Genomic DNA, 22,517 nt, shown 5'->3' with positions numbered 1-22,517 from the left:
GATAAAAAGGAGACAGACATTGTGGCACATCATGTGAATGTAATCTGGCATCGTGCTACTGTGATGAAAGAAGCAAGAAGAAGGCTAAACCGTCATCACAGTACCGTACTTTGGTTCACTGGCCTATCAGCTTCCGGCAAATCAACAATAGCAAATGAAGTCGAAAAACGGCTTTATGACAAAGGCTTAAGGACATATTTATTGGATGGAGACAATATTCGTCATGGAATTAATCAAGATCTCGATTTCAGCCCAGCAGATCGAAAGGAAAATATTCGTAGAATCGGTGAAATCTCCAAACTCTTTGTTGATGCAGGTATGATTGTTATTACCGCATTTATTTCACCTTTTCGTGATGATCGAAATCTGGCTAGAAGTCTCCTCGAAGCAGGAGAATTTATTGAAGTATACACTAAATGTTCTCTCGCTGAGTGCGAAAAGCGTGATCCAAAAGGTCTTTATAAAAAAGTTAGAGCCGGCGAAATCCCTGAATTTACTGGCATATCTTCTGCATATGAAGAACCCTTTTCACCAGATATTACAATAGAAACAGATAAACAATCGATAACGAAGTCGGTCGATCAAGTAATTCATTACTTGGTGGATAGAGGTTACATTCCTCGTTAATTCCCCTTAATTAATCAGTTAGTTGAAACTTGTAGGAATCTTCCTATATCACTGATTTATGCTGGAGTTTTTTGTTTTAATGTGGGGAATTATTTTATCCCTTCTAAACTTTTTTCTATAACTAATGTGGTGCTTATCTTGAATAAGGTTTAAGAAATGATCTTCAGCAATACCAGCTAATAGAAGGTCAATGGATAAGACTAAAAAGCTGAAAAAGACATGTTACAATAAAAATGAATATACTGAGGTGTTTGATGACATATAGCTGATAATTGGCCATGGTCCCTTTAGAAACATTTTTTCTTTTATGTTCCAGCCATTTGATAAGAAACTCACCAAGTTTCATATCCGTAGGGTTAACAAATGTTCCGTTGGTCACCTCAACCATTGTCCCGGCTCTTTTTTTCTTTGCTTCTCCTTTGGTTCGAAAAGGCCCAAATCGCTTTTGCTTTCGCTTACCTGTCACTGGATCGATTCCAATATCCGTACGAAAACCATAACCACCATCATAAATTTTAGGCTGTCTCATGTGCCAATCTCCTTTCAAATGTTTTTTTTTAGCAGGGCATATTCTTTAACTTTTGTTCATCAATACGTCTTCTCTATTTTCCTCAAATGCGCAGCCAAACGGGTTGCGCATTTTTTTTGCATTACTTAGCCACTATAAGAAGTAAATGGAATTAAGGAAAAAAACGATGTTAATTTTAAATAACGGAAAGGAGTTTTACTTTTGATATTCTTCCAACCCGAGTTTCGTAATGAGCAAGGAGAAATAATTAATGTGGTCGACACAAACGGGAAAGCGGTGGGATACATTTCCTATTTGTTTAAAGGCGAAAATGATCTTTTTGTCATGGGTCAGTTGGAGGATGCAGGTGAGGAGCAAAACTTTATTGATATCACCTCAAAATTTATCGACGGACTAAAAAAATCCATTCTTGGCAGCATGGAGAAAGAGCCGAATCTATTTATCCATCTTGGTGGAGAGGCATTGGAATTAGATCAAGACAAAGAAGAAAAAAATGAATAAAGGTTACTGAGAGAACCCCTTCAGCCTGGTAAGCATAGGATGATTTATAGTCTGTTACCCACTAGGAGGGACCTTTTTGTGAATCATCCCAAGTTTACCTGTCATCCGGAGCTAATTGATCCATCAGGAGAAAGGGTCAGTAAATCAGAAGAACGTGGTTTAACTATGTTAATTGATAAGGGAATCTGTCTCGCTTTATTTCAAGAGCACTTACAGTTTATAGGTCCATTTGTTGACTATGTAAAATTAGGTTTTGGCACCACAGTGTTATATCCGCCTGAAGTTTTGCAAAAAAAGCTTCTTTTGGCAAAAAAGAAAAACATCATCTTATATCCGGGCGGAACTTTATTTGAAATCGCATCTTATAAGGGTGTATTAAAAGAATATTTCGATTATTTGCAGAAAATGGGTTTTGATCACATTGAAATATCCGATGGTACGATTGAATTGCCTGCTAGAAGAAGGCAAAAGATGATTAAAAGGGCTGTTTCAGAAGGGTTTACGGTCATAACTGAATGTGGTAAAAAAGCAATCGGTAGCCATTTCGAAGTAGAAGAATTAGAGCGCACCCTTTATTCGGATCTTGAATGTGGCGCCGCTAACGTAATTGTGGAAGGAAGGGAATCGGGAAAAAATGTCGGTATTTTTAACGAACAAGGGCTTATAGATAAACAATTTCTTCTCGATATCCAAGAAACGATTCCTACTAATATGAGGAAATATCTCATATGGGAAGCTCCGCAAAAAAACCAGCAAATCGAATTAATCCATTTCTGGGGAAGAAACGTAAATGTTGGGAATGTTCAATTTGAAGATGCCTGTAATCTGGAATGCCTCAGAAGGGGGCTTAGATTCGATACTTTTCCAACAGACCAACCCGGATCTGTTATGAGGGTCGACTAACGTATAAAAAACTGGAGTAGAGTTTTTTCTCTCCAGTTTTTATTATTTACCATCAATACTCTCCACCCTGTTTGCTCACAGTAGGGCTGTTTAAAAAATAGCCATATGTTGTGCATATGAAAATAATTAACACGTGTTCATACATCAAACGTTTAGTGAAGGGAAATGGTAACAGAGAAAAGATAATTATATTGGAGGAAGGAAAATGGCAGCAAAACAAGGAAAGGCAACCATGGTCGCAATCGCTCTTATCCCTTTGGTTATGGTATTGGGAAATTCGATGTTAGTCCCTGTACTTCCCACTATGAAATCAAAATTGAACTTATCCCAATTCCAAGTCAGTCTCATCATTACGCTGTTCTCCCTTGCGGCAGGCTTGATCATTCCTTTAATCGGGTATTTATCCGATCGATTTGGCCGTAAGTGGATCATTGTAACTTCATTAGCGATCTATGGAATTGGAGGAATCGTGTCGGGATTAGCGGCTTGGATCATGGAGGATCCATACATGGTGATTCTGATAGGAAGAGTAATTCAAGGTATTGGAGCTGCTGGCACCTCCCCTATAGCCATGGCTTTAATTGGAGATCTTTATTCAGGGACACAAGAAAGCAAAGCACTTGGAATTATTGAATCCACAAATGGGATAGGAAAAATCCTTTCGCCAATCTTGGGATCTGTCATTGCTCTTATTACCTGGTTCGCGGTGTTTTTTACCTTTCCCATTCTTTGCTTTGCTACAGCGGCCTTTATATGGTTTGGTGTGAAGGAAAAGAAAAAAATGGACGGGAAACCTCTGCCTGAGTATCTCGGGGCTTTGAAGCAAATATTTAAACAGAAAGGGAAATGGATGATTCCAGCATTTTTTGTAGGATCAGTAGGGTTGTTTATCCTTTTTGGTGTTTTATTTTATTTGTCAGATATATTGGAAGTAAAATATAAGATTGATGGGATGATTAAAGGGTGTATTCTTGCCGTTCCATTGATTGGGATGGTGGTTACGGCTTATATCACTGGTGCGAAAATTGATCAGAACAAACCGCTAATACGAAAAATAATGATCATTGGGCTACTGTTTTTAACTGGCTCAATGCTTACTGTTTCTTTTTTTCAACAAATTTATCTCTTGATTGGCCTATTAACGCTCGGTAGTATCGGAACAGGACTTTTATTACCTTGTTTAAACACGTTAATCACAGGAGCGGTTGAAAAAGCAGAAAGAGGCATGATCACCTCTTTATACGGCAGTGTGCGTTTTCTCGGCGTAGCATTTGGTCCACCTCTTTTTAGCTGGCTGATGAAAATCTCCCATAAGACGGTCTTTTTCAGTATGGCCGGTTTAAGTTTGTTGACCTTAATTTTAGCCTTTTTTTTCATTAAACCGGGTAAAAATAAAAAAGAAGAAACAGGAGGCAAACAACAATTGGCTACCCTTTTTAAAAAGAGATCGAAGGTACCCACGTCATAACCATTAGAATACTTTTGATACGAAATAGATGATTTTCATTAATAAGGCAGTGATTGCGGCTGCCATAAGAGGGCCTACCGGAATCCCGCGCAAAAAAACAATTCCGATTATGGAGCCAACAACAAGACCGACAATCATATTAGGCTCCACTCGAAGCATTGCCAATCCTTTACCGTTCATATATGTAGCAAGCGCTCCACCTGCAAGGGCCACTGCTCCCGAAAGGGTTGTAAGGAGCAGTAAGATGTCTTTCCCGGTAATTTTTCCGCTTGCAAATGGCACTAAAACGGATATCGTCAAAAACATTAGCCCTAGTTCTAAACCACGACGTTCTAACATGGGGAATAAACGCTCTAGTGAAGACAATTTCAACACTAGCAGTAAGCTAGCAGCGGTGGCAATAATCGGAGAACGACCAATTAAACCTACGATAATAAGAAATACCAGTGCAAATTCACTTGAAGAAATATTCATTGTCAACCAACCCCTGTCCCGTTTCTACTTATACAGTTTTATGTGTCCGACAAAGAGAGTATTCTATTTCCTTTCACAATTGGGACTATTTTCAAAACGTCTGTTTGACCGCAGTATTGAATATCATCTGTGTATTGGTTCTGGACTAATCGTTTTCCGGTAGTGGTTGTAAAAAGGAGTTTAGGAAGTCGCTGAGCCAGCTGAAGAAAGCAGGCTTCCAGTGCGTCCGAAAAATCACAGGTCTCGATATAAGAGGCCTGTTTTTTTGCTGAATGGACCATCATTCCTGCCGCAAGTCCATCTTCTAAAGCAAATTCATTTCGAGTACCTGCGCAACAAATGGTTATATCCCTATTGTGTACCATCGCGGCGTTTATACAAGCAGAGGCGTTAAGAAAACAGCCAATCAACAGCCTGTCTGCTTTAGCTGCTTTTTCAACGGCCTTAGTCCCATTTGTCGTAGTTAAAATAAGATGTTTCCCTTTATGGTCTTTTTTTCTCAGCTCAGTAGGTGAATTATTGTAGTCAAAACCATCAATTTTTTGGCAATGCCTCTCCCCTGCAATGACGGTATTTAATGAGTGCAAAGCAAATGCTTCAGTGGCTGTTCCAACAGGAATAACGAATTCGAAACCGGAGTCTAAAGCTGTAACAATTGTGCTTGACGCTCTAAGTACATCAATTACGATTACCGTTCGACCGTCTACATGTCCGGGTCTTATTTCTTCAACGGTGGAAACCGTTAGAATTCGCATATAATCCTCTCCTTTCAGACTTTACGCTTAACAACATAAATTTAATGTATGACATACCAGAAAAAATTGATTCACATGAGTGCATTTTCTGTGGAAATTTAGAAAGACAGAATCAAAAAAATTTATCATTCATCAACGATCATAAGACAGTAAATGAATGTTTCTAAAGCCTTTTGTCGACACTTCTATTAATAAATAAACAAATGTAGGTGCCATTATGCCAGGAAAAGAAATGTTAGCTGCGTCTGATTTAAATACAATTATTACAGCCATTATCATTGGAACTTTCGCCCGCTTCGCCACTTTAAAGGAGGATTTTCGCCAATATCCTAGTTATCCTAATGGATATTTAATTCATTTAATTACCGGATTTGTCGCAGCGGCTATAGGAGCCGTAGCCCTCCCTGCATTGTTGGCTAAGAATTTTATTGCAGTTACCTTCTTGGCCATAGCCATCCAGCAATTCAGGGACGTTCGTAAAATGGAAAAAGAAAGTTTAACTGACTTGGAAGAAACTGAATTTACGTATAGAGGCAAAGCTTATATTGATGGCATCGCTAAAACATTTGAAGCAAGGAATTATTTTTCCTTAGTTGTAGCCTTAGTTACATCTTTCGCGATACACATTGAACCGTTTAATGGATGGATTGGAACTTTTATCGGGATCGCTGTTGGACTTTTTTTCCTCTTTTTGTTAGTTCGAATATCAAAAGGAAAAACAATTGGCGATATCGCTCAAGTCAGACCCGGTAAAATTGAAGTTCATGAATCTGAACTCTTTGTAGATGGGGTGTTTATCAGTAATCAACTTGGAAGTGACTATGCTCAAAAGCTATTCAAAGAAGAGGGGATGGCGGTTGTCATTTATCCAAATGAAGACCATTTTCGTATCAACCTGGAGAATTTTGGTCAACGTCAAGCAGCACTGTTTGAAGCAATACGAACTTTGGGAGTAAAGCGTTATCATTTTACAAGAAGACATTTTGAAAATGGCAGCGTAGTCATTGCCCTTATCCCGATAAAAAAAGATATTGATGCATTTATTGAAGTGGTAAAAAAATGTCCGTTAATAGAAAGTGTAAAAAAAGCAGAATCTGTCATGAAAACTAATTTGAGAGGAAAATAAAGATATGGGAAAAGAATCAGTAATGAAGCCAAACTATGACATTTTAGCAGTGGTTACACTGAATAAGGATCGAGTACTTTCCGGAAAACCTCTTACTTTATTAGCATTGAATGAAGAGGAACAAAAAGAAATGACGTCTGATATTGCGAAAGCATTAAAAGCAGAAGTGGTCAGAATGAAAACGAAAGACTATCTTATCATTAGAATATAGAGCTTCTTTATCACGAACTGTTGCAAAGACAAATAATGTTACCATAGGATGTAGAGGTTCGCTCCACAGCCCGGCGGGTGCATGTACTCAAACATGATTTACTTTTAAAATGTTGCAAACCAACAAGAAGTGAACGTAAAACTCACTTTTTTATTGTTATAGTTAATTTCAAGAAGCGATAGTTTGAATTTAAAGATCCTGTTTTTATTATATGGCATATGGGAGATTGTTAATATATATTCAAAATCACGACGATCAAATACACGTTATTTTAAAAACAAAGTAGTACTAGATTTTGGATTGGGTACTGGCGCTAACTGGTACCTTTGTCGACTTAAATGTTGTTAAACAGATTATCGTTTGTTCATGAAATTTGTACTTTTCCACATATAGTACTTAAACCCTTTTTAGGCTCCCTAAAATTTAAATTCTCGACAATAGTAAAACCACCAAAGAACATCTCTTTGGGTGGTTTAGACTGCTTCGTTGTTTACTTTTTTGATATACAACAAACTCAAGCACAAGATTGTTGTAATTTCCGGGCGGCTTCCTCCTCGAGTGTTAATACTCTGGTCTTTGCTAAATAAGTGTGAGTCCCTCCTTAGTAATTACTTTGAAGTAAAATGTTCTTCCATTTTGGTCCGGTCATTGTTGAATGAGATGAATGGGATAGACTGTGGTGGCTCTTTCACTGCGTATTAATGTTTCTCCGTGAATTTTTACGGTAATCACTCATATCTTGTTAGTGACAGTTACCTAGGAGGGAAAACAATTGCATATAAATGAAAAAACGCATCGAGAGTCATTATTGAAATGGTGTGAAGATATCAAAATAACTTGGGAATCAGTTCGAGAACAGTTAACAAATATCGACAATGCTATTCTTCAACAATGGGAAGACAACTTCTTATTATTAAAAAATGAAATAGAAATGGAAAACCGCATACATGATGATCATGAATTAAGTAAGAAAGCAACCTCCTTATATGATAAGCTTAATGCCTTTTTAAACCGAACTGAACTGTTATCCATCCATTACGAATATGAAAGAATTCAAGTTGTCCCAATCGGTGGACATCAACTACCTCCTCTTCCTTATCCATATAATGGTCTAGAGCCTGTCATTTCAGAAGAAATCATGAGATTACATCATGATAGACATCATCAAAGTTATGTAGATGGACTTAATAAAGCAGAATTAGAAATGCAAAAAGCTCGTGAAAATGGAGACTTTCGTTTGATTAAGCATTGGGAAAGAGAAGCAGCGTTTAACGGTTCCGGTCACTATTTACACACAATTTTTTGGCGTATTATGAGCCCACACGGCGGGGGTATACCATCAGATCATCTAAGTAGAGCAATATATAACACATTTGGAAACTTTGAAAAATTTAAAAAGCAATTCTCGGAAGCGGCAAAAAATGTTGAAGCTGTTGGTTGGGCGATTCTCGTTTGGGCCCCTCGATCCCATCGTTTAGAAATTTTAACAGCTGAAAAGCATCAGAATCTGACTCAATGGGATGTTATTCCCTTGCTTGTGCTAGATGTTTGGGAACATGCCTATTACCTGCAATATAAAAATGAGCGAGCTAAATATATTGATAATTGGTGGAAAATCGTGAATTGGAGAGAAGTTGAGCAACGATACAATCAAGCAAAAACAATTGTGTGGCCACCATTTTAAAAGGTCAATATTTGTAAAAAGCGTTATTACTCTTCTGAAAGTGATTATTCCTTTTTTCAAAAAGAGCGGAAATTTACAAAGGTTTGTATCTAGCGGATGACTTTGTTTTCAAAGTTTTTATGAAGGATAAAACATTTTGTGATGATTTTCGCTAGGGACGGCTGTAAAAACGTTTTAGCCATGAAGCTTTGTCTTACTACCCATGAACGTTAAACCATGAGCTCTTTTACTCTTGGCAAGAAAATACTCTGATAAATAGCTTTTTTTACAAAAAAATAACCCTTGAAGACAAGGGTTTGTGGGTCCTCATGAAGGTTTTATTGTTATTGAAATACGGAAGGTGAACATAAATATATTCCCACTTCATAAAATAGTTAAACCACTTATCTTTTTCTTTAAGTTTTTTTCGATTTCCTTAACTTCACTTTCCAATAATATGGTTTTTAAGATGATCAAAAGTTCGCTAGGCTGGACTTTCTTTGGGTACTTCCTCATAATTTTTTCGACCTCCATCAATTGACTATACGTTAGTTCAGCTAAAATTTGCTCCTTAGTATAAGTGATGATTGTCATACCCTCTTTCTCAGTGAAATGCCCCTATAACATTTGCCATAAAGTTCGATGAGAAGCTCCTAAATGGGACGGTTCTCCACTCCTTAATAGAGCAGCGCCAACATTTGATTTATCCCTCCCAAGGGTTGACTTTCATCGCGATGAGTGAAACGATCATTGTATTCTCAAGGAATTCTGGCCGTATTTTTCGAACCTTTAAAGTCCCTCAATCACTAAAGAAGCTCCCATTTGAAGCTCGGCATCATCCAGATTATTCAATGATGTTTCAACAAATATGGGAGGAGTTGGAGCAAATTGACCATGGGAGTTTCTCGTCGCCAAAGAAGGCATCGGTTACATGATTATATATGGTTTCCAAGTATTTAATTTCACTCTTGTCCTGCTTGGACTATTCGTTATTGCGATCCTGGCCACCATTATGTACCAACTCGTTGATATTCTTGAACGAGACTGGTTAAAAATAGGTAAGAAAGTCCGTCTCTAATTACATTGCTTAATAAAGAAGAGGACACTCTTCTGGTTTTTACTTTTGACGGATAGCACCACTTTTTCTTTGATAAGTTCTTCTCCAGATTCCCATCAAATATTCTAGCTGATTCCAGTCCATTTCATTATTTTTTCGCCTTTTGTTTTTATTTTTCATCAAAATTAATCACTCCTATATTCCTTTAAACGTGCAGCATTGGTTTCAACTTGTTGATAATATGGGTTAATCGATCAGCATTTTTGTTGTATACTCTTTGAGCATCCTTAGATTCGGTTTGCAGCGCAAACATTTCTAAATCGGCCTGACATTTTTTTAAGGAGGCTAAGAGTAATGGCTTTTCCTGGGGAGAAGGCACTTGGATTTTATCATCATAAAGATCCATCGTTAACTGGCCATATAAATCAACTTGAGCCAAAAAGACATTATCGAGAGAAACTCCGGCTTTATCTAGTTCCTCATTTAACCACCCTCGGTTTAATCCACGATTGGACAGGGGCTCATCTAAAATGTTTCCATCCATAATGACAGTTTGGGGTTCTTTTATAGGAGCAACTTTAATTTGAAGATCTTTTGCAGTAAGAGGCTGGTTTTCTTTTTTTAGTAAAACACTCAGATGTCCATTCGGCTCTAGTAAAGCATATTCAACATCAGATACTTCAAAAACATTTTTGTTACGAAGCTGTTCTAGCAATTCATCAATGGTATATCGCTCCTTTTTTAAATTATCCTCCATTATTTTACCGTCTTTTATAATAATCCTTGCCTTACCCTCTGCAAAATCCCTTACTTTTTTACTTTTCAAGGAAACAAGTCCAATGGCAAAAGGAACCAACGACCAAATGCTCATACTAATGAGACCATGCATGATATTTCGTTCCAATCCCATCGTGACTTCTGCCGCAATACTTCCAATGGTGATCCCTGTTACATATTCAAAAAAAGACAATTGTGATAATTGTTTTTTGCCCAGGAACCATTTTGTTAATAAAAAGAGAGTGATCAAAAAAATAAAGGAACGTACAACAATATCTACCCAATCTAACATAACAATCTCCTTTTTATCGAGTTTCTACTTTCCTTTATATTGTGGTTCTTCGAATTCAAGTTGTGCGATTCTTTTCTTTAAATCTGAAATCGCTTTTCCTACCTCTAACATACACTCATGAAATAATTTTTTTTCTTGGTCTTCAGTAGATTTTTGCGCTAAACTACTTAGAGTTGCTTCTGCCGCTTTTAAAGTTACCATACATTGTTTAACATTGGATGCTACTGTCATTGGCCAGCCTCCTATCCTTTGGGTTTAAATAGTAATGCTCCTATCATTCCAAAAATGATGGCTGCGGATATACCCGCACTTGTTACCTTAAACATTCCGGTGATCACACCAATAATGCCATGTTTTTCCGCTTCTGCCATAGCTCCATCCACAAGAGCATTTCCAAAGCTTGTAATTGGAACCGTTGCACCGGCTCCAGCAAAATCCATTAAAGGCTCATATAAGCCCACCCCGTCAAGAATCGCACCCACGACAACTAACGTGGCCATTGTATGAGCAGGAGTCAATTTAAAAACGTCAAACATAATCTGGCCGATCACGCAAATCGCCCCACCAATGACAAAAGCCCAGAAAAAAATTGCCATTTACTCTTCACCTCCATATTCGATGGATACCGCATGAGCAATGCAAGGAATCGTTTCCTTTTGCTGAAAAGTTAAAGGAGATAGAAGAGCGCCTGTTGCCACGACAAGCATTTTCTTAAATTCCCCTTTTTTCATTCGATTTAATAAATGCCCGTAAACCACCGTTGCAGAACATCCACAACCACTTGCACCAGCCAATACTGGTTGTCCTTCACGATAAATCATCTTTCCGCAATCTTGAAATAGACCCTTCTTTATAGACAAACCATGTTTATTCATTAAGTCAAGTGCAATATGATGGCCGATTTTACCTAAATCTCCCGTGACAATGAGGTCATAATAGGAAGGTTCTATATCTCTATCTTTTAAATGGGCCTCAATGGTATCTACAGCTGCTGGTGCCATAGCTCCGCCCATATTAAATGGATCAGACAGTCCCATGTCAACCACTTTTCCAATCGTTGCTGAAGTCACGCAAGGTCCCTTTCCCTTGTCACTTAAGAGGGCACTTCCAGCTCCTGTTACGGTCCATTGGGCAGTTGGCGGTTTCTGTCCGCCATATTCTGTCGGGTAACGAAATTGTTTTTCCACCGCCGCATTATGACTGGCTGTTCCAGTTAATAAGTACTTTGCGCCTTTCCCATTGACGATCATTGCACCTAGAGCGAGACCTTCCATTGATGTGGAACATGCCCCAAATAAACCTAAGTAGGGAGCTTCCAGAGTTCGGCAGGCAAAACTCGTCGAAGTAATCTGATTAATAAGATCCCCGGCTAAAATAAATTGGATATCTTCTTTTCTTAGACCGGCTTTTTTAATCGCAGTGTCGCAAGACTCTTCAAACAAAACCGTTTGTGCCTGTTCATATGAATCTTGGCCGAGCCATAAATCTTCGTGAAGGAGGTCAAAGTCTTCAGCGATTCGCCCATTTGCTTCAAAAGGCCCTCCGACCGTTCCGGTTGAGATGATCACAGGCTTATTTTCAAACACCCATGTCCGATGTCCATTTAACATTTAAAAACCTCCATATTGAATAATAAGGGTTTTAATGATGGCGATAACAAATGCAGAAAATACACCAAATAAAATAACTGAGCCCGCTAACTTAAACATGTTGCTGCCGACGCCAAGAACAAATCCTTCTGTCCGGTGCTCGATCGCAGCGGAGATGACAGAATTTCCAAAACCCGTAACCGGCACCGCTGTACCCGCCCCACCAAACTGTGCCATCCGGTCATAGACTCCAAATCCCGTTAACAGCATAGAAATGAAAATTAAAGTAGCAACAGTCGGATTCCCTACGTTTTTTTCTGTAAAATCAAAATAATTGATATACATAAAGGAAATGAGCTGTCCTACCAAACAAATAAAACCACCCACGAAAAATGCTTTAATGCAATTGGATAGTACGGGTCGTTTGGTTTCCCTTTCTTCTTGAAATTTTTGATATTCTTGTTGAACAGGCGTTACTTCTTTATTGTTATTTGCCATTGAAAGGTTTCCTTTCCACAAAAAGAGTTGGGTAAATTGATTATGCTTCGTCCGTCGCTTTAGCTTTAATCTTTTGAAGTTCTTTATTAATTTTTTTCGTGTTCATTTTCGGTTCATCTAATTTATTTTCCAATTCCCCAAGTTTTTTTAAGATCTTTTGATCGGTACTAACATACACTTTTAGGTCAGGAAATTGTTTCTCCAGCCGTTTTTTAATTTTCTTTCGTAGACTTTTTAACTGAAAGCGCTCCAGATGTTTTGGTTTTGCGGCCACAAACATCTCCTTGTCAGAGTTTACTGCTTTAACATCGATGATTTCTTCCATGGAAAGAATCTCTTTTTTCGCCTGATGGGAAGCAGACTGATGAGTTTGTACATAGGCAATTTGAGTGGTTGAATTCTCGTTCTTTTTTTTGTTTTCATCATTCGGTTTGTTACAACCAGAATTCAGTAGCAGTAAAACCAAAAGAGGAATCAAAATACCCTTTGATTGAATTTTTCTCATACGATCACCCGTTCCTGAAATATGTAAAAAAGAAATTGGAAAAGGATGACATGATCACCCTTTTCACTGATTTCAATCCGTTTACTGTTGTTTATATTGTGGCTCTTCTTGTTCAATTTCTTGCAGACGCGGATTTAAAGAATCCACGATTGTCTGGGCTTGTTGGGCGCAGTTTTGAAACAATTGCTTTGCCTGCTGGTTTTCAGTATCAAGAGCAAAGGTCTCAAGACTTGCCTGAGCACTTTTTAATCCTGCCAGGGTTGTTTTTAAATTGCTTGCGACTGTCATTTGATTTCCTCCTTTAATTGAACCAAAAGTTCAAGCATTATGTTGCCACGCTTTAATGGGTATTATCCCTTCCAAAAAGTGGGTTGGAAAAAGCAAGGAAGTAAAATATTTCGTAGAGCCTGACAGTCCAAACCATATGGGAGAAATGGGGAAAATTATATCCGTACTCAAATATGCAGTGGTGATTGATTTTTCTCCGTTTAGTAAGAAAATGGTAGGGCAGCCCCAAATACATCGGATAGTTACCCAAAAGGATTATCAAATCATTATTAAAAATAATAATAATTAGCTGTATTAAAGAAGAAAAGCCCTCATCCATTATATGGTATGAAAAAGTTGTATACTTACATAACCATTTACACATGTTAGAGAATAAAAAAGGAGGGGATTTTTGTTGATGTGGATTCTTTGGCTATACATAATAAATACGATCTTTATGTTAATCATAGCGATTCGTGAGGTTCGCCGGCCAGCCAAGGCCTTGAATTGGTTAGCTTTCTGCCTCATTTTGCCTATCATCGGTTTTGGACTTTATCTCAGTACAACGAATCCTGTTCGTATTGGTCGAAAAAGATTGACTTCTCCGCATCATGAATCACACCAGTTGCCTGATTCATTTAGCCCCTCTGCCTCGGTCATCGCACATGCTTTAGGGAAATTGAGCGTGCATGGACTTCGGGCCGGCAAAGTCCAAATACTTATAAACGGTATTAAAACCTATGGAAAGCTTCTTGAATCGCTCAAGAGCGCCCAAAAAAAGATTGATCTGGAATATTACATCTTCCGGGATGATCAGATTGGCAGACAGATCACGGACCTGCTGCTCGAACGGGCTACAGCTGGCGTGAAGATCCGCTTTGTGAGAGACGGTTTTGGAAGCCGTCAATTTCCACAGCATAAGATCACTGAGATGATGAATGCAGGGATTGAATGCCGGACCATATTTCCATTGCGTTTCCCTTGGATGTTCTCCAACTGGAATTATCGGGATCATTGTAAGATTGTACTAATCGACGGAAAGGAAGCATTTACAGGTGGGATCAACGTAGGGTATGAGTATACAGGTTTAAAGCCAGAAGTGGGATTCTGGCGTGACACTCATTTGCGAATCACAGGTGAAGCGCCTGTCGATTTGCAGACTATTTTCGACACCCACTGGAACATCGCGGCGCCGGAAAGGATCAAGTCGAAGACAACACAAGATCAAGAAAAGCAACAAAACATTCCAAAATCTCAGATACCGGGCAAGACACGTGTTTCCGTAGGGCCGGCACAATGGCGTACTGAAATGGGCACGTTAGAGGGTATAGACACTTTCTCAAGGATAGAACCATTGCACAAAGCGTACATTCAATCGTTAGAAGGCAATCCTAGCATTCCAACGCCGGTCGTCCGGGAGGCCTACTTTATTCTGGTGACACAAGCTACCAAAACCATTGATATCACCACACCTTATTTTGTGCCCGATGAAGATATTATCCTTGCTATAAAGACAGCTGTGGCCCGTGGTGTCCGAGTAAGACTACTGGTTCCTCGCCACGTAGATCAAAAAATCGTGGGTCTTGCAAGCCCCACCTTTTACGGAGAGCTGTTGGAATCCGGGGTTCAAATCTACCTGTACGACAAAGGGTTGTTACACGCGAAGGTCATGATTGTCGATGAGGAGATTGCTGAAGTTGGCGCTGCAAATTACGATATGAGAAGCTTTCGGCTTAATTACGAGGTGTGTGAAGTCGTTTACAGTATCGATGTAGCACGGGATCTCACAGAGCAATTCGAGCTTGATCTTAGTGATTCGTTGCAGTTGACCATGGAAGATTTACAGCAGCGCTCTCTTTCACAACGGATAATTCAGCAGGGAGCTCGCCTGCTTTCTCCATTGTTATAAGTAAAATGTAAAAGAAAAAGCATGGGACCCATTTAATTTTACTTTACCCGGTATGTAAGAAAACATGATGCTGTCTTCACATACGGTCCTATAGATATTTGAGGATGATCAATAATCTGTCTGTCCATGTTGACCCCTTTTCCCACGGGTTTTATTAAATCCATCCATACCACGGACATCCACAATTAACGGGATAGCCACCATAGTTTGCAGGATAACCATAGTAATATCCTTTATAATGTCCGGGTGGATGGTGACCAGGGTTAGACCCTGTACTATGATGAGGCTGCGTCCCGGAATCAACAAGTTGCTGAATCAGTTGTAATTGCTGTGTTGTAAGTACGTATCCTGTTGGTGGCGCCGTACCCCAATACGGAAATTCCCGTGGAAGGATCATCCCCAGCCCCTGTTGTGGGTTATCAACGTAGTTTGTTATCAAATTATGATTATTCATTGTGTCCTCCTTCAAGGTTTCGCTAATCCTCTTCAGTGTATGTGATTTTTGACAAATTGCATTAGGTAAAGCACCAGTTTTGTTAAAGCACCTCCATAGAAACAGGGAGTGTTTTTTTGTTTATTTGACGAATTCTATATAGTGCTAAATAGATTTTTTCGCAGTTAAAACTGAACGGGGAACTGTATGTATCTCTTAAAAAGCCACTATTGATTAAGAAGACTTAACTTTATCCGTAGGTCTCATTGCTCAGCCTTAATTATTTTCCATATCATTCTAACCATCGCTTTTTCATAAACAAAAAGATCTGAAAAATTCACACTGGATTGTATTTAATATCAGTGCTCACATCTACCATTTCTAAGTACTTTTTTAAGATTTCGTTCTCCATTTTCAAGTGGGAATGTTGTCGTTCTTTTTTCTCTTCTTCACTTGCGGATTCCGGTCTGGAACTACACTAAGTTGGACAGAAAAATTAAGGTCAAGTAGACTACAGATACTATGTTCGAGGAGAATCTACGATGACTAAGAAAGAACGCCGGACATTTACTCCGGAATTTAAAAAACAGATCGTTCAGCTTTACCAAAATGGAAAACCAAGAAAAGATCTTATTCGGGAATATGAACTCACGCCTTCATCATTGGATAAGTGGGTGAATCAAAGCTTGAATTCGGGCTCGTTCAAGGAAAAAGACAATTTGTCTCCAGAAGAAAAAGAACTGATCCAATTAAGGAAAGAAAACAAGCAGCTTCAAATGGAGAATGACATTTTAAAGCAAGCTGCGCTGATACTAGGACGAAAGTAAATGTGATCAAAAACAATCAACACAAATACTCGATATCAGCAATGTGTAAAGTCCTGCAACTTTCCAGAAGCACGTATGATTATGAGGCAAAAGAAAGGGCTTTAGAAGACGATTTGACGTCTCACATCATTGAAATCTTTCAAAACAGCCGACAAAACTACGGAACTCGAAAAATAAAGGTGGAATGGAAAAAGCTTGGGCATGAGGTGTCCAGACGCCGTATTGGCCGGATTATGGGTGAACAAGGACTGGTATCCGTGTATACTGTCGCCCAATATAAACCGCATTCCAAGAGCTGTAACGATTCCGATGAAAACAATGTGGTTTTTATAACAAGAGTGTACTGTAATTCCAAAAAGTAGGCGTCCAATAAACGCAATAGAGATAAGGCGTAGGGATCATTTTGCGACCCTCTTACATCACCTTATGGTTACTGGTTATATTATATAAGGTTGACCATTTAAGTCGCAATCTTTACTGAAAAGGAAAAGGATAACTAGTAAATGAATTAAGGAAGCTTTTTGTTTGTATAAAGGATAAATACTCTATCCACACAGGCTATCACATGTCGATGAATGAGAATATACACTATCAAACACTGGGAAATTTGAATTACCCAATCATGGATACACATGATGATAATCATCATTTCATCTATCCCTGCAAACAACGTGCAGGGCAAAATTGTGAGATCGAAATGACAGACGGGTCAGGTTACCAAGGAAAAACTCACAGTCATGATCATGATCATATGTATCTTATCATGCAAATGTAGAGCAGACACAACCAACTGAACGCGTCGTTGTGTTTTTTTTAAGCCCGTTTCCGTTTTATCCTGGTTTCGGCGTACTCGCATTTCCATTTCGCTTTATAAGACGATTTAAAGCCTGAGTGCAAAAAACAACCCTAGTTAAAAGGTGAAAACCATAGTTCGATTTTCACCATTAGGTAATTTATTTATTTTCCCTTAAGCAACTTATTAACGGCTATGCTGAACAATTGGTAAAATATCACCTATGTATACAGAAACTTCCTCTCAGTCTATGATTATTTTATACTTGCGGTGAGAGACCACGGTTTTGTCATTGGCAAATTCTTGAAGTGAAGGATTTTTGATAATCTTAACAATCACCGCATGGTCACTGGCTTTCTCCACTACACCAATAATCCCTTCATCAAACAAAACTTTTTCTCCAATAGCTGCTTTTTTGATTTGATCCATAAGTACGTCCCCCTAATCTGTAAGTTTGCTTCTTCCTTCGTGCGCAATCTATTAAATGCGCTTACAAAATTAGATTCGTTATATTTTTTTAAAAACCTGCCGACAAAGTATAAACTAGAAGCACTGTTGCTTCTCCAAAAAATCTCCTATACGGAATAACATAAATCCACCATCGTTTAATACTTTTACATCCTGTATCCTAAAAATTTGGGGGTTTTTGAATTCTTTGTAATTTAGTAGATATAGTCATCAAAAAAGAATAATTTTTCTCAGTAAAGAGTGAAATGTCAATATCCCCCCCAATTTCGCCGGAATAAAAATCCCCATTTTTATCGGTTACTTTGGTGCGGAGGCGGGAAAAATACCCGCCTTCTTCTTTTCTCTTAAACGATAAGACTCCCCTTTGATGTTAAACGTAACGGCATGATGCAACAGGCGGTCCAGTATGGCTGTTGCCAGTACATCATCGCCAAATACTTTTCCCCACTCGACTTATTGGAAGTAAGAATAATAGCCCCCTTTTCATATCTACGGGATACGACTTGGAGAAACACATTAGCTGCCAGTTCATCAAATGGAAAGTATCCCACTTCATCAATAATCAGAAGATCAGGCCAGCTCCATTTGCCGATTAGCCGGGAAAGAGTGCCTGTGGCTTCTGCCTTTTGGCATTCGGCTGCCACGTCATCAGCCGTTAAAAATAAAGGTAGGGCGAAAACAATACCCCAAAATTAAAATTATTTCTTAAATATAGAACGTAAAATAGCATATACAGCGAGGATCAAAACTATGAACAACATGAATACCCAAGCCATTACAATCCATACAATCACCTCTCCAATTTTGTATAATCTTATCATGGCTCTACTTGGTACCCAAGTTCTACGGTTTACCATTGTGGGAACCCTGGTTCTGGCTTTGCAGCAAGTGATAAAGAGTCGGGATTGCCAGCCAATTATAAATCAATTTCAATGAAAGACAATTCATCCAAATACAAGCTTGCTTTAAAAACAATGAAGGAAAATTATACAGATGAATTAGAAAATATCTACTTCAACAATGGCAAAAAAAGTTTCTTTTGATGACTTTAAGCCTCAAAAAACTACAAGGTACATTCAAATAGGTTGTCTGATGATGAATCAGGACTTGCCCTTAGCGCACTTTCAACTGATGAAAAAGCACTGCTTAATAAATGTTTATAGATTTTAGTAATTATCGATGGCGTAGAAGACAGCATTGAAGCAGGTTTAAGTTTTGATCTAGTTAAATAAATCGGAAGAAGCTGGAATAATTTATTCCAGCTTCTTTTTGGCAATGGTGTATAAACTTTTTGAGGCAGAGTTAAATTGATTACTGTAAAATCTTGAGTCTCCTCTCGACGCTATTGTTTGGACATGTAAGAGGCACCGATCACCGGAAGATCTAAGCTGGAGGGATGAAGGTCATCCTGATAAATTTTGACCGATGCTGGGACCGGGTTCAAGCCAGGACCTTGAGGACCGGTCTGTTCCGGAAGGGCCTTTGTTCCACCCGCAATGCTTAATCGTAACCGATGACCGGCCTCGAAGACATACGACGTTGGCAAAATTTTTATATTATACTTTTCAACTTTGCCAGGTGTAAGCGGTGTCGAGATCGTGCGCGATTTTGCGCGTGAAGCATTAAGGTAGCCGGCTGAAACTTGAGTTGACATACCATTTAGGGCTACATCTGTCACCTGCACTACAAAATCGGAATCGACCGCGTTTGCCTCAGCCCAGAAGGTAAGAGACAATGTCCCCGTTACCTCTATTGGGACAGGCAGGAATCCGGTTGTCCATGTCACGGTTTGCTCTTCATATGGTTTCTGATCAATCTTTAATCGACCTGCTGATGTACTGAGCATCGTTGGAAGAAAAGGGCCGGAAGACGGTGAATAACTGTATGATGTACTGAGTTTCTGCCGATTCGTTCTTTTGATGCTCAGTGAGCCATCGTTCAAGCTATTGATCGTTCCGCTTTTTTCCTTGCTAAGATACAGCCGAGCCATTTTCGTATCAGGGATCGGCCATGCTTTCTCGAATCGATATTGATTCGGCCCTTGCACGTAGATCAGCACACCATCCTCACGATCGATACCATTGTCGATTCCTTTCAAGTAATGGTCGAACCAGAGCACCTGGTAATCAAGGAAATTATACGGAAGAAGCCCCTGTACCGAACCATGTGCACCCGGGCCCATGATGAGTTTTGCCTTACCGCCGGCGGCGCTAAAATCCTTGAAAGCTTGCACGTTTCCAGGCGAGATATAGTCGTTCCATCCGCCCGATATGAGTGCAGCTATGCCGCGATCAGCAATGGCTTCAAGATCTTCCTTTAACGTGGACCGCTCGCGCCACCAATCGTCAAAGTTCCGGTGCTCAATCGCAGAGGAGTATTCACGGCACACCGCGGGCAATTCGCCCGGGTCCAGGCTGCATTCCGCCCGGGTACCATAAATAATTGTAACAATCTCCGCAAGCAACAATCGGACTGATTGCCTTCAAGCTCGGCGGGAGTTCCTTCGCGATCAGCCACTGGTTAATCCCTCTCAGCGACGAACCAATCGTACCGACGTTTCCATCACACCATGACTGGTTCGCCATCCACTCCACCAGATCGTATCCGTCTTCTCCGTACTTGTTGTAAAGATTGCGTGTCCCTTCAGAAGGAGCCGTACCACGCATACTAACATGGAGAGACGCATATCCTCGCTCAGCCAAGTCACGCGGTACCGCATTTTCTGCCACATAAGGGCTGCCATGACCATAACCGTTTGGATACAGGACACAAGCACTGGGACCGTCAGGCAGATCCGGTACAAAAAGCCTGCCCTTTAAACGAACTCCGTCACGCATGGTGATCGTAACGTCCTCCGTTACAGTGACAGGATAACGCTCAGTTGAAGTTGGCGGCGTTTCTGCTGCTATCACCCAGTTCCGATTTTCCGTGCCTATTCCCTTGGAGTTGTTTATCGATTCCACCCTTGTTGCATGAACCGAATCCCTAGAAAGAACTGATCCCGTTAAAACGGAAAGAAAGAATGCCAAGGCTAAGAGTAGAGATACATATCTTTTTCTACCCATCATAAACTCCTCCTTTTTCATTTGAAAACCTCGTACCCCGTTCACATATACTTAGTTAAAATCACCTCTTTTCGTAGAATAAGGGTGAATTACACTTTCATACTATATTTACATAAAATTAACAATTAATTTATTTTATAATAAAAGCGCTTACAAATTTAAGCGACAGAATGCTCATTTTGGCCAAACAGGTATTTTCGTAAACACTCTTTTAATAGAGGCTCGCTCAATCAGAAACCACGGCGCTCCCACGATGAGCAATCAGCCAATGAATTGCTGGAGACCGAACGTCAGAATTTATATCCTGCCCCACCACCATTCGATGCGGCACGTGTGGATTATCTAATTACAATTTTAAAAATGACTTCCTACCAAAAAAATAAACCTTGAGAGGCGTTTGCCCATCAAGGTCACATTATTCTACTTCTAGCTAACGGAAGATATAAGTCAAATTATTAAAGTACTGTTTCAATTGCATCACTCAACATGGAATCAAAGCTATCATATGACTGAATTAAAGTTCCTGAGGGTTTTTCGAGTTCCACATATATACGTTCCTTTAAGTCATAACAATACCATGCTGTATCGGAATCTCCATAAAATATATATTGTTTTTGCCAATCATTTTCGTACCAAATCTCGTTGGTCTCAATAAACCCATGGAGAATCTTCATTCAATTCTAATTCTTTATCCAGCCATAAACTGAAATGATAATGTCACCCGATACTAGGACTAATTTTCCATTTTCGTGTTTTTTCTCCATTTCTATCCTATGCGTGATTTTGATATTTTGATAAATGGTGACCCCTTATACGTATTCCTTCAAATATGAAACGTGACCGCAAATAGGCACGTTTCATTTTTTACCTTTTAAGATAGCAACATAAACGCGCGGGAAACCCCTTATAATTTCATCATAAAAAATAATTGTGGTATATAATTTTTACTGATGTATTTTAAACAGAGCTTTTTTCAAAACAAAAATCCCTGCCTTGCGGCAAGGATTCTTTGTTCTGCATGAAAAAGGAGGTGGGATGGCCCCTACTATATCAGACCCTATTAAGAGGGCAATAATTATGGTATGTTTTTGATAACTATTAACGTTACATTAAGGTATTGAAAAAGAAACGAATGGAAGGAAAAAGTGAAATCCTTATCATTGTTATAGAAACATTCAATTAAACGGTCCGACGGAACAAAGCGACCAAGATTGGAAACAGCTGCTGCAGAATAACCTTCGGAAACGCCCCGTCTAAATGATATTTAATAACGTATTCTGCCATTTTGAACGTCACTCCTCAGCATAATCTGAACAACATTCAACGATCATTCTCCCTGTCGTCCCCATCTGACATATTAAGGATGCTTGGTTATGCAGAGATCGTTGACGACTCAGATTTCCATATTACAGAACGCGAAACTAGATGGCCAGCTATAGCCAAAGAACCGTCCTTTTTATTTCTTTGTAATATTTAACCCCAAATTTTTCTTCATGCTCATATTCAACTTTGTAAAAATAAACATCATCTACATTCGATTCCCTGTTTCGCTGATTAATCGTTTCCCGTTTAATCTGAATGACCTTTTCAGACGTCACCCGTTCCGATTGTTCATTCCGAAAGGTAGGAACAGAGGGTCTGGTTATTATCTTAAGTTGCCAATAGTTGAAATAAAAACACACTAGTTAACATAATGACAGTTTTCGGAAGCAAAAAAACCGATCTTATCATGAACTGAGCCCTTTAAAATGGACATTATAAAAAAAACCATCTATGCTGC

At 39.2% G+C, this 22,517-nt stretch carries 23 protein-coding genes and 3 pseudogenes; 10 read left to right on the top strand and 16 right to left on the bottom strand.

Annotation, left to right across the window (positions count from 1 at the left end; translation table 11 throughout):
- Positions 1-21: 21 nt before the first annotated feature.
- Positions 22-627 (top strand): adenylyl-sulfate kinase, encoded by a 606-nt coding sequence (cysC, locus tag ABHN01_RS01300; protein ID WP_429874064.1) that lies wholly within the window; start codon positions 22-24, stop codon positions 625-627.
- Between the two features lie 187 nt (positions 628-814).
- On the opposite strand, the gene ABHN01_RS01295 is transcribed toward cysC, so the two are convergent.
- A complete protein-coding gene (locus tag ABHN01_RS01295; RefSeq protein ID WP_429874063.1) occupies positions 815-1,156 on the bottom strand; it encodes an Arm DNA-binding domain-containing protein in 342 nt (113 codons plus the stop codon).
- Positions 1,157-1,357: 201 nt separating this feature from the next.
- Here ABHN01_RS01295 and ABHN01_RS01290 point away from each other — a divergent pair, with 201 nt between their 5' ends.
- The 3 genes from ABHN01_RS01290 to ABHN01_RS01280 all read left to right on the top strand — a co-directional run bounded on the left by ABHN01_RS01290 (position 1,358) and on the right by ABHN01_RS01280 (position 4,028).
- On the top strand, positions 1,358-1,657 hold the full coding sequence (locus ABHN01_RS01290) for a hypothetical protein (protein WP_429874062.1): 300 nt from the start codon (positions 1,358-1,360) through the stop codon (positions 1,655-1,657).
- Positions 1,658-1,735: 78 nt separating this feature from the next.
- Positions 1,736-2,560: a phosphosulfolactate synthase gene (locus ABHN01_RS01285; RefSeq protein WP_429874061.1), complete on the top strand. Its 825-nt coding sequence runs from the start codon at positions 1,736-1,738 to the stop codon at positions 2,558-2,560.
- Positions 2,561-2,765: 205 nt separating this feature from the next.
- Complete coding sequence (locus tag ABHN01_RS01280) at positions 2,766-4,028, top strand: MFS transporter (protein WP_429874060.1); 1,263 nt, start codon at positions 2,766-2,768, stop codon at positions 4,026-4,028.
- A gap of 3 nt (positions 4,029-4,031) precedes the next feature.
- On the opposite strand, the gene ABHN01_RS01275 is transcribed toward ABHN01_RS01280, so the two are convergent.
- Positions 4,032-4,502, bottom strand: coding sequence for a DUF441 domain-containing protein (locus tag ABHN01_RS01275; RefSeq protein ID WP_429874059.1), 471 nt, complete (start codon positions 4,500-4,502; stop codon positions 4,032-4,034).
- A gap of 38 nt (positions 4,503-4,540) precedes the next feature.
- Positions 4,541-5,257 carry a 2-phosphosulfolactate phosphatase gene (locus tag ABHN01_RS01270; protein WP_429874058.1) on the bottom strand — a complete coding sequence of 239 codons (717 nt, stop codon included), beginning with the start codon at positions 5,255-5,257 and terminating at the stop codon, positions 4,541-4,543.
- A 217-nt stretch (positions 5,258-5,474) separates the two neighbouring features.
- On the opposite strand from ABHN01_RS01270, the gene ABHN01_RS01265 reads away from it, so the two are divergent.
- The 4 genes and pseudogenes from ABHN01_RS01265 to ABHN01_RS01250 form a co-directional block, all read left to right on the top strand.
- Positions 5,475-6,383 (top strand): YIEGIA domain-containing protein, encoded by a 909-nt coding sequence (locus ABHN01_RS01265; RefSeq protein ID WP_429874057.1) that lies wholly within the window; start codon positions 5,475-5,477, stop codon positions 6,381-6,383.
- 4 nt (positions 6,384-6,387) lie between these two features.
- Positions 6,388-6,594: a capping complex subunit for YIEGIA gene (locus tag ABHN01_RS01260; RefSeq protein WP_429874056.1), complete on the top strand. Its 207-nt coding sequence runs from the start codon at positions 6,388-6,390 to the stop codon at positions 6,592-6,594.
- A gap of 772 nt (positions 6,595-7,366) precedes the next feature.
- Positions 7,367-8,278: a superoxide dismutase gene (locus ABHN01_RS01255; protein WP_429874055.1), complete on the top strand. Its 912-nt coding sequence runs from the start codon at positions 7,367-7,369 to the stop codon at positions 8,276-8,278.
- 877 nt (positions 8,279-9,155) lie between these two features.
- Positions 9,156-9,335 (top strand): annotated as a pseudogene (locus tag ABHN01_RS01250) (ABC transporter permease); the annotation flags it as partial.
- A gap of 184 nt (positions 9,336-9,519) precedes the next feature.
- Here ABHN01_RS01250 and ABHN01_RS01245 read toward each other — a convergent pair.
- The 7 genes from ABHN01_RS01245 to ABHN01_RS01215 form a co-directional block, all read right to left on the bottom strand.
- Positions 9,520-10,383, bottom strand: coding sequence for a DUF421 domain-containing protein (locus tag ABHN01_RS01245; protein WP_429874054.1), 864 nt, complete (start codon positions 10,381-10,383; stop codon positions 9,520-9,522).
- Positions 10,384-10,407: 24 nt separating this feature from the next.
- Positions 10,408-10,614 (bottom strand): DUF1657 domain-containing protein, encoded by a 207-nt coding sequence (locus tag ABHN01_RS01240; protein ID WP_429874053.1) that lies wholly within the window; start codon positions 10,612-10,614, stop codon positions 10,408-10,410.
- 11 nt (positions 10,615-10,625) lie between these two features.
- Positions 10,626-10,979 (bottom strand): stage V sporulation protein AE, encoded by a 354-nt coding sequence (spoVAE, locus tag ABHN01_RS01235; protein WP_091004498.1) that lies wholly within the window; start codon positions 10,977-10,979, stop codon positions 10,626-10,628.
- Positions 10,980-11,993 (bottom strand): stage V sporulation protein AD, encoded by a 1,014-nt coding sequence (gene spoVAD / locus ABHN01_RS01230; protein ID WP_429874052.1) that lies wholly within the window; start codon positions 11,991-11,993, stop codon positions 10,980-10,982.
- Complete coding sequence (gene spoVAC / locus ABHN01_RS01225; protein ID WP_091004493.1) at positions 11,994-12,470, bottom strand: stage V sporulation protein AC; 477 nt, start codon at positions 12,468-12,470, stop codon at positions 11,994-11,996. It abuts the gene before it with no gap.
- A gap of 40 nt (positions 12,471-12,510) precedes the next feature.
- On the bottom strand, positions 12,511-12,975 hold the full coding sequence (locus ABHN01_RS01220; protein WP_429874051.1) for a YhcN/YlaJ family sporulation lipoprotein: 465 nt from the start codon (positions 12,973-12,975) through the stop codon (positions 12,511-12,513).
- Positions 12,976-13,056: 81 nt separating this feature from the next.
- Complete coding sequence (locus tag ABHN01_RS01215; RefSeq protein WP_429874050.1) at positions 13,057-13,263, bottom strand: DUF1657 domain-containing protein; 207 nt, start codon at positions 13,261-13,263, stop codon at positions 13,057-13,059.
- A gap of 394 nt (positions 13,264-13,657) precedes the next feature.
- Between ABHN01_RS01215 and ABHN01_RS01210 the strand changes: the two genes are divergently transcribed.
- Entirely contained in the window at positions 13,658-15,151 is a 1,494-nt protein-coding gene (locus tag ABHN01_RS01210) for a phospholipase D-like domain-containing protein (RefSeq protein ID WP_429874049.1), read from the top strand.
- Positions 15,152-15,305: 154 nt separating this feature from the next.
- Here the strand turns inward: ABHN01_RS01210 and ABHN01_RS01205 are convergent, their stop codons facing one another.
- The gene (locus ABHN01_RS01205) at positions 15,306-15,605 is read right to left on the bottom strand and encodes a hypothetical protein (RefSeq protein WP_429874048.1); all 300 of its coding nucleotides are present in this window, start codon (positions 15,603-15,605) and stop codon (positions 15,306-15,308) included.
- A gap of 521 nt (positions 15,606-16,126) precedes the next feature.
- Between ABHN01_RS01205 and ABHN01_RS01200 the strand changes: the two are divergent.
- Positions 16,127-16,737 (top strand): annotated as a pseudogene (locus ABHN01_RS01200) (IS3 family transposase); the annotation flags it as partial.
- A 710-nt stretch (positions 16,738-17,447) separates the two neighbouring features.
- Here ABHN01_RS01200 and ABHN01_RS01195 read toward each other — a convergent pair.
- From ABHN01_RS01195 to ABHN01_RS01175, 5 genes and pseudogenes are all read right to left on the bottom strand, one after another.
- A complete protein-coding gene (locus tag ABHN01_RS01195) occupies positions 17,448-17,633 on the bottom strand; it encodes a DUF2187 family protein (protein ID WP_429874047.1) in 186 nt (61 codons plus the stop codon).
- Positions 17,634-17,969: 336 nt separating this feature from the next.
- Positions 17,970-18,337, bottom strand: a pseudogene (locus ABHN01_RS01190) (ATP-binding protein); the annotation flags it as partial.
- Between the two features lie 677 nt (positions 18,338-19,014).
- Positions 19,015-20,136: a CocE/NonD family hydrolase gene (locus tag ABHN01_RS01185; RefSeq protein ID WP_429874046.1), complete on the bottom strand. Its 1,122-nt coding sequence runs from the start codon at positions 20,134-20,136 to the stop codon at positions 19,015-19,017.
- Positions 20,051-20,737: a CocE/NonD family hydrolase gene (locus ABHN01_RS01180; protein ID WP_429874045.1), complete on the bottom strand. Its 687-nt coding sequence runs from the start codon at positions 20,735-20,737 to the stop codon at positions 20,051-20,053. The genes ABHN01_RS01185 and ABHN01_RS01180 overlap by 86 nt, the downstream gene beginning before the upstream one ends.
- A gap of 455 nt (positions 20,738-21,192) precedes the next feature.
- Positions 21,193-21,411 carry a YrhA family protein gene (locus tag ABHN01_RS01175; RefSeq protein WP_429874044.1) on the bottom strand — a complete coding sequence of 73 codons (219 nt, stop codon included), beginning with the start codon at positions 21,409-21,411 and terminating at the stop codon, positions 21,193-21,195.
- Between the last annotated feature and the right edge of the window lie 1,106 nt (positions 21,412-22,517).

The sequence above is a fragment of the Fictibacillus sp. NRS-1165 genome (assembly GCF_050468105.1).
GTDB classification, from domain to species: domain Bacteria; phylum Bacillota; class Bacilli; order Bacillales; family Fictibacillaceae; genus Fictibacillus_C; species Fictibacillus_C terrinigri.
This window is presented reverse-complemented; position numbering and strand designations above follow the sequence as displayed.